Annotated in this window: 9 protein-coding genes; 8 read left to right on the top strand and 1 reads right to left on the bottom strand. The window is 68.1% G+C overall.

Annotation, left to right across the window (positions count from 1 at the left end; translation table 11 throughout):
• From DBR34_RS14225 to DBR34_RS14190, 8 genes are all read left to right on the top strand, one after another.
• A partial coding sequence (locus DBR34_RS14225; RefSeq protein ID WP_146186848.1) for a CYTH domain-containing protein occupies positions 1–364 on the top strand: 364 nt, incomplete at its 5' end.
• Between the two features lie 100 nt (positions 365–464).
• Positions 465–1154 carry a DsbA family oxidoreductase gene (locus DBR34_RS14220; protein ID WP_128097275.1) on the top strand — a complete coding sequence of 230 codons (690 nt, stop codon included), beginning with the start codon at positions 465–467 and terminating at the stop codon, positions 1152–1154.
• Positions 1155–1250: 96 nt separating this feature from the next.
• Positions 1251–2258, top strand: a complete 1008-nt coding sequence (gene nagZ, locus DBR34_RS14215) for a beta-N-acetylhexosaminidase (protein ID WP_128097274.1) — start codon at positions 1251–1253, stop codon at positions 2256–2258.
• Positions 2258–2812: a hypoxanthine-guanine phosphoribosyltransferase gene (locus tag DBR34_RS14210; protein ID WP_128097273.1), complete on the top strand. Its 555-nt coding sequence runs from the start codon at positions 2258–2260 to the stop codon at positions 2810–2812. The genes nagZ and DBR34_RS14210 overlap by 1 nt, the downstream gene beginning before the upstream one ends.
• Complete coding sequence (locus tag DBR34_RS14205; RefSeq protein WP_128097272.1) at positions 2812–3558, top strand: S-methyl-5'-thioinosine phosphorylase; 747 nt, start codon at positions 2812–2814, stop codon at positions 3556–3558. Before DBR34_RS14210 ends, DBR34_RS14205 begins: the two co-directional genes overlap by 1 nt.
• 88 nt (positions 3559–3646) lie before the next feature.
• Positions 3647–3853, top strand: a complete 207-nt coding sequence (locus tag DBR34_RS14200) for a cold-shock protein (RefSeq protein WP_128097271.1) — start codon at positions 3647–3649, stop codon at positions 3851–3853.
• A 138-nt stretch (positions 3854–3991) separates the two neighbouring features.
• Complete coding sequence (locus DBR34_RS14195) at positions 3992–5275, top strand: NAD(P)/FAD-dependent oxidoreductase (protein ID WP_128097270.1); 1284 nt, start codon at positions 3992–3994, stop codon at positions 5273–5275.
• A gap of 110 nt (positions 5276–5385) precedes the next feature.
• Positions 5386–5652 (top strand): hypothetical protein, encoded by a 267-nt coding sequence (locus DBR34_RS14190; RefSeq protein WP_038691935.1) that lies wholly within the window; start codon positions 5386–5388, stop codon positions 5650–5652.
• Between the two features lie 24 nt (positions 5653–5676).
• On the opposite strand, the gene pdeM is transcribed toward DBR34_RS14190, so the two are convergent.
• Positions 5677–6233 (bottom strand): ligase-associated DNA damage response endonuclease PdeM (gene pdeM / locus DBR34_RS14185; RefSeq protein WP_128097276.1); only part of this gene is annotated, 557 nt, incomplete at its 5' end.

Here is a 6233-nt window from a genome sequence, read left to right as displayed (position 1 = left end):
GCGCATCCAGGGCGAGCAGGCCTTCCTCAACTTCAAATCACGCGAGATCGGCCACACCCGGCAGGAGTTCGACTACCCGATCCCGGTCGACGACGCGCGTGCGCTGCTGGCCCTGTGCGTCGGCGGCCTGATCGACAAGCGCCGGCACCTGGTGCGCCATGCCGGGCTGGTCTGGGAGGTGGACGAGTTCTTGGGCGACAACGCCGGGCTGGTGGTGGCCGAGGTGGAGCTGGAGCACGCCGACCAGGCCATCGAACTGCCCGACTGGGCCGGTACCGAAGTGACCGACCAGGTGCGGTACTACAACCTGGCCCTGGCCGCGCATCCCTACGCGCGCTGGTCGGCCGCTGAACGGGGCCCGTAGGTATCCACCGTGGGTGGAAACGGTGGGTGGTACGCAGGCTTGCCACGCAGATGCGCCAGGGCCCCTTGTTTTGGCCGCCCGCGGCCCATAGGCATGGCTCATGAAAATCGATATCTGGTCCGACGTGGTGTGCCCCTGGTGCTGGATCGGCAAGCATCGTTTCCAGCAGGGCGTGGCCCTGCTGGGCGATGACGCGCCCGAGATCGAGGTGCACTGGCATCCCTTCCAGCTCGACTCCGACGCCGGCACCACCCCGGTGCCGCTGCGCGAGGCGTACGTGGCCAAGTTCGGCAGCGCCGAGCGCACCGCGCAGATCCTGTCCCAGACCCAGACCACCGCGCGCGCCGAGGGCCTGCCGATGGACTTCGACCAGGGGCAGGTACGGGTCACCACCCTGCCGGCGCACCGGCTGCTGTGGCTGGCCGGGCGTGAAGGCGTGCAGGACGCCGTGGGCGAGGCGCTGTTCCGCGCCCATTTCGTCGAGGGCCGCAACCTGGCCGATACCCAGACCCTGATCGCCGCGGCCGCCGCCGGTGGCATTCCCGCCGAGCGGGTCAGCGCGCTGCTGGCCGGCGAGGAGGGGCTGCAGGAGATCCAGGCCCAGCTGGCCCAGGCCCAGGCGCTGGGCATCCAGTCGGTGCCGACCTTCGTGGTCAATGACCGCTATGCCATCCAGGGCGCCCAGCCGCCGGAGGCCTTCGCCCAGGCCCTGCGCCAGATCGCCGCCGACATGCCCGACACCCCCGCCGCGGCACAGGGCGGCCAGTGCGACGTGGACGGCTGCCCGTAACAAGGCCGCCCACGGCGCCGGTCGTGGCCCAGTACACGCGGCTTCTGCGACAATGCGGCGGTGCGCCATCATGGCGCCCCGTATTGGAGATCGACCATGCTCGTGATCGGCGTTGCCGGGACCGAACTCACCGCCCAGGAACGCGACTGGCTGCAGCACGATGCCGTGGCCGGGGTCATCCTGTTCAAGCGCAACTTCGCCTCGCGCGAACAGGTGGCCGAGCTGTCGGCGGCGATCCGCGCCGCCGCGCCGCGCCCGCAGCTGATCTGCGTGGACCAGGAGGGCGGTCGCGTCCAGCGCTTCCGCGAGGGCTACAGCGCGCTCCCGCCGCTGCAGGGCTTCGATGCCCTGTACCGGCAGGACCCGCAGGCAGCGCTGGCACTGGCCGAACAACATGCCTGGCTGATGGCCAGCGAAGTGCGCGCCAGTGGCGTGGACCTGAGCTTTGCCCCGGTGGTGGATCTGGGCCGGGGCAACCTGGCCATCGGTGATCGCGCCTTTAGCGCCGACCCGCAGATCGTGGCGGCGTTCACCGCCGCCTACGTGCGCGGCATGCACAGCGTGGGCATGGCTGCCACGCTCAAGCACTTCCCCGGCCACGGCACGGTGCTTGAAGACACCCATTTCAACGACGCCTCCGATCCGCGCTCTCTGGACGAACTGCGCGCGCTGGACCTGATTCCCTTCGCCGCCGGCATCGACGCCGGTGCCGATGCGGTGATGATGGCCCACGTGGTCTATCCGCAGGTGGCGCCCGAGCCGGCCGGTTACTCGCCGCGCTGGATCCAGCAGATCCTGCGCCAGGAAATGGGGTTCCGCGGCGTGGTGTTCTCCGACGACATCGGCATGGCCGCGTCGTTCTCGGCCGGCGGGGTCAAGGCGCGCGTGGATGCGCACCTGGATGCCGGCTGCGACGTGGTGCTGGTCTGCCACCCCGAGCTGGTCGACGAATCACTGCGTGCGGTGGAACCGCGCACCCTCAATACCTCTGCGCTGCTCGGCCTGATCGGCCGCGGCGCGCTTGGCTGGGACGGCCTGCTGGCCGATGCCCGCCATGGCACTACCCAATCCCGTTTGCTTGACACCCTTGGAAGAACCGTCTGATGCCCAACCTCACCATTTCCCAGGCCCTGGCCCAGGCCGACCTGCTGGTCGACCGTCCCACCATCGACACGGCCATCGCCGCCATCGCCGACGCCATCGCGCGCGATTACAAGGGCGAAGTGCCGTTGTTCCTGTCGATCATGCACGGCGCGCTGCCGTTCGCCGGCCAGCTCGCGCTGGAACTGGGCGCACGCGGCCAGGACGTGCAGTTCGATTACCTGCATGCCACCCGCTACCGCGGTGAAACCACCGGCGGCGAGCTGGTGTGGAAGCACAAGCCGGCCACCGCGCTGTTCGGCCGCCGCGTGCTGCTGGTCGACGACATCCTCGATGAAGGCTTCACCCTGCAGGGCGTGCGCACCTGGTGCCTGGAGCAGGGCGCCACCGACGTGCGCATCGCCGCGCTGACGGTCAAGCAGCACGACCGCGCGCTGCCGGACGTCAAGGCCGACTACGCCGGTATCGATCTGCCCGACCGTTATGTATTTGGCTTCGGGATGGACGTCAATGAAACGCTGCGCTGCGTGCCGGCCATCTACGCGATGAAGGAATGATGGAACACATCGCACTGGCCGTCATTGGCGGCACCGGCGTCTACAAACTGGCCCAGCTCGACGACGTCAGCAGCCACCAGGTGGACACGCGCTACGGCACGCCGTCCGGCCCGATCCGGGTCGGCACGCTGCTGGGCCAGCGCGTGGCCTTCCTGGCACGGCACGGCGAAGGGCATTCGCTGCCCCCGCACAAGATCAACTACCGCGCAAACCTTGCCGCATTGCAGCAGATCGGCGCGACGCGCGTGCTGGCGCTCAATACGGTCGGCGGCATTACCGAACACTGCGGCCCGCGCGTGCTGGCCTGCCCGGACCAGCTGATCGACTACACCTGGGGCCGTATTTCCACCCTGAGTGAAGAACCCGGCAGCGAGGTGCTGCACGTGGACTTCGGCCACCCCTACACCCCGCTGCTGCGCAGCAAGGTGCTGGCCGCGGCCAAGGTCACCGGCGTGCGCCTGCACGACGGCGGCTGCTACGGCGCCACGCAGGGCCCGCGGCTGGAAACCAACGCGGAAATCGCGCGGATGCGCCGTGATGGCTGCGACCTGGTCGGCATGACCGGCATGCCCGAGGCGAGCCTTGCACGCGAGCTGGGGCTGGACTACGCCTGCCTGGCGATCGTGGCCAACTGGGCCGCCGGCTGTGGCGATGGCGACGAAATCACGATGGCCGAAGTACTGGCCAACGTGGACGCTGCATCGGCCGGTTTGCCCGAGCTGATCGGTGAATTGGCGCGGGGGTGATTGTCATTGCGGAGCAAGCTTTGCATACTCCGCCAGTGCGCTGGTTGAGCGTACACCACCCATTCATTGAAGAAGGTCTCGCATCACCATGCCGAACGGTACCGTCAAGTGGTTCAACGACGCCAAGGGATTTGGCTTTATCTCGCCGGAGGACGGCAGCGCCGACGTCTTCGCGCACTTCTCCGCGATCAACTCCAAGGGCTTCCGCAGTCTGCAGGAAGGCCAGCGTGTCACGTATGACGTGACCCAGGGCCCGAAGGGCGCCCAAGCCTCGAACATCGTGCCGGCTGAGTAACGCTCACGCTGCGCATTGAAAACCCCGCTTCGGCGGGGTTTTTTTTGGGTGTCACCCGGTTTGCCGATGCTGCGTCGCCTGGATCGAAGGTCGGCGTTCCGCGCACCGCGTGATGCACATCACGCTATAAGGACATGCATGCACCCGCAACGACGCACCATCGCCATCGTCGGCTACGGCACCGCCGGCCAGGCACTGGCCGTTCTTCTTTCACGCGACCATCACGACGTGCACGTCTTTGAGCGTGCCGCTGCGCCGGGTCCGGTGGGCGCCGGCTTCCTGCTGCAGCCCAGTGGACTGGATGTGTTGTGGCAGATGGACCTGCTGCCGGAGGTGCTCGCACATGGCGCAGCGGTACGCCGGTTGTATGGCGACACGCCCTGCGGACGCACCGTGATGGAGATGGGCTACGCGGGGCTGGATGCGCGCCTGCACGGCATCGGCATGCAGCGCGGCGCACTGTTCACCCTGCTTGCGCAGGCGTGGGCGCACCCCGGCAATCTGCAGGCCGATACCTGCATCGTGGAGGTGGACGCCGTGCAGGGGCGCGTGCGTGATGCACGCGGCCAGTGGCATGGGCCCTACGATCTGGTGATCGCCGCCGACGGTGCCGCCTCGACCTTGCGCACCCAGGTGCAGGCCACGCAACTGGATCGTGAGTATCCGTGGGGCGCGCTGTGGTGCCTGCTCCCGCGCGGCGACTGGGCTTACCCCGATGAGCTGCGCCAGCGCTACGTGGCCGCGCGCAAGATGATCGGATTGCTGCCGGTGGGCACGCGCCCGGGCGATGCGGAGCCGCGGTTGAGCTTCTTCTGGAGCCTGCCGCGCGAGCAGTTCGCGCAATGGGAACGCGACGGCCTGCAGCGCTGGCTCGATGAGATCGCCGCGCTGTGGCCCGAGGCGCACGCGCGCCTGGACGGTGTGCGCGACAGTGCGCAGCTGGCGCGTGCTGGCTATCGCGATGCGGTGATGACGCGCTGGAGCCGCGAGCGCCTGGTGCTTGCCGGCGATGCGGCACACGCGATGAGCCCGCAGCTGGGGCAGGGCGTGAACATGGCGCTGATGGACGCACTCGCGCTGCGCGATGCATTGCGTGCGCATACCGACCGCGACGCCGCATTGCAGGCGTATGCGGCGCAGCGTCGCGCACACGTGGCCATCTACCATTTCTGGAGCCGCTGGCTGACGCCGCTGTTTCAATCCGAGCGCGACAGCCTGGCGCGTGCGCGTGACGTGCTGTTCAAGCCGATGGGGCGCATGCCCGGTGGCCACGGCCACATGCTGCGCGTGCTCAGCGGCACACAGCGCGGCTGGATCGGGAAACTGGCGCTGACGCCCGGGTTCATCACGGCGATGAGCGCCCATGCTGCCCAGGCGTCATCTGCTGATAACCATGCGTGGCGGGCATCTCCAGGCGAGTGAAGACACACTTAACCTGGAGTGGACGATGAACTCACCCCTGACCTGTCACAAGTACCCGGTTGGCCCCGCACACCCGTGCACCTGCCAATCGCTACCTGAAGGAGATGGACATGCTGTTCCCGGCCGAAATCCTGGATGCTGAGATCTGCAAATTGCGCGGACTGCTGCAGATGCTGCATGAGGATCAGCCCGACGTGATGCACGACATTTTCGAGTTCCATGTCACCAGCCTGATCACGCATACCGCACCCGAGCACCACCGCCGCATCCGCGATGCCGCACACGCGATGCTGACCGACATTCAACGGCGGCCGGTTCGACCGGATCCACCGCGGTCGGAGATCCAGTTGATGCCGCAGGTGCTGGCCGCCGCGTAACGCGTGTTGCCTGATGCCGGTGCCTCAGCGCGCCGGCAATGCAATGGCCTCATCTTCCACACAGGCCACCAGCCGTTCGCCGCTGGCAAGCACCGGCGCGATGCCGGCGGTAAACCGCGAGTAGGCCGGCAGCACCGTCAGCCGCTCACGCAGCCAGAACGCTGGCCAGCGTCGCTGCATGCCGGGTAGACGGGCCAGCGGATGCACATGCCCACACAGCACATGCAGCGACGGGTGCGGGTGCGGATCGTGGCGCAGTAGAAATGGCCCGACCTGCAGCTGTTCACCCAACAGCGTGAGGCCGAGATCGGCCTTGGGCAACGCGCGGTCGTGATTGCCGGCCAAGGCGCCGATCTCCAACGTGGCGTGCTGCTCGCGCCAACCTTGCCACTGCCGGTACCACGCGGCCCGATGCGCTGCGCCATGCAGTACGTCGCCGAGAATCCACAACGTATCCACGGCGTGCTGCCGGAGCAGCGTCGACAGGCGTTCCAGGTCGTCGCCGGTGCCGCCGCTGGGCAGGCCGATGCCCGCCCGCCGGAACACGTCGGCCTTGCCCAGGTGCAGGTCGGCGATCAGCA

The sequence above is a fragment of the Stenotrophomonas sp. HMWF003 genome, assembly GCF_003061285.1.
Taxonomy (GTDB): domain Bacteria; phylum Pseudomonadota; class Gammaproteobacteria; order Xanthomonadales; family Xanthomonadaceae; genus Stenotrophomonas; species Stenotrophomonas maltophilia_AP.
This window is presented reverse-complemented; position numbering and strand designations above follow the sequence as displayed.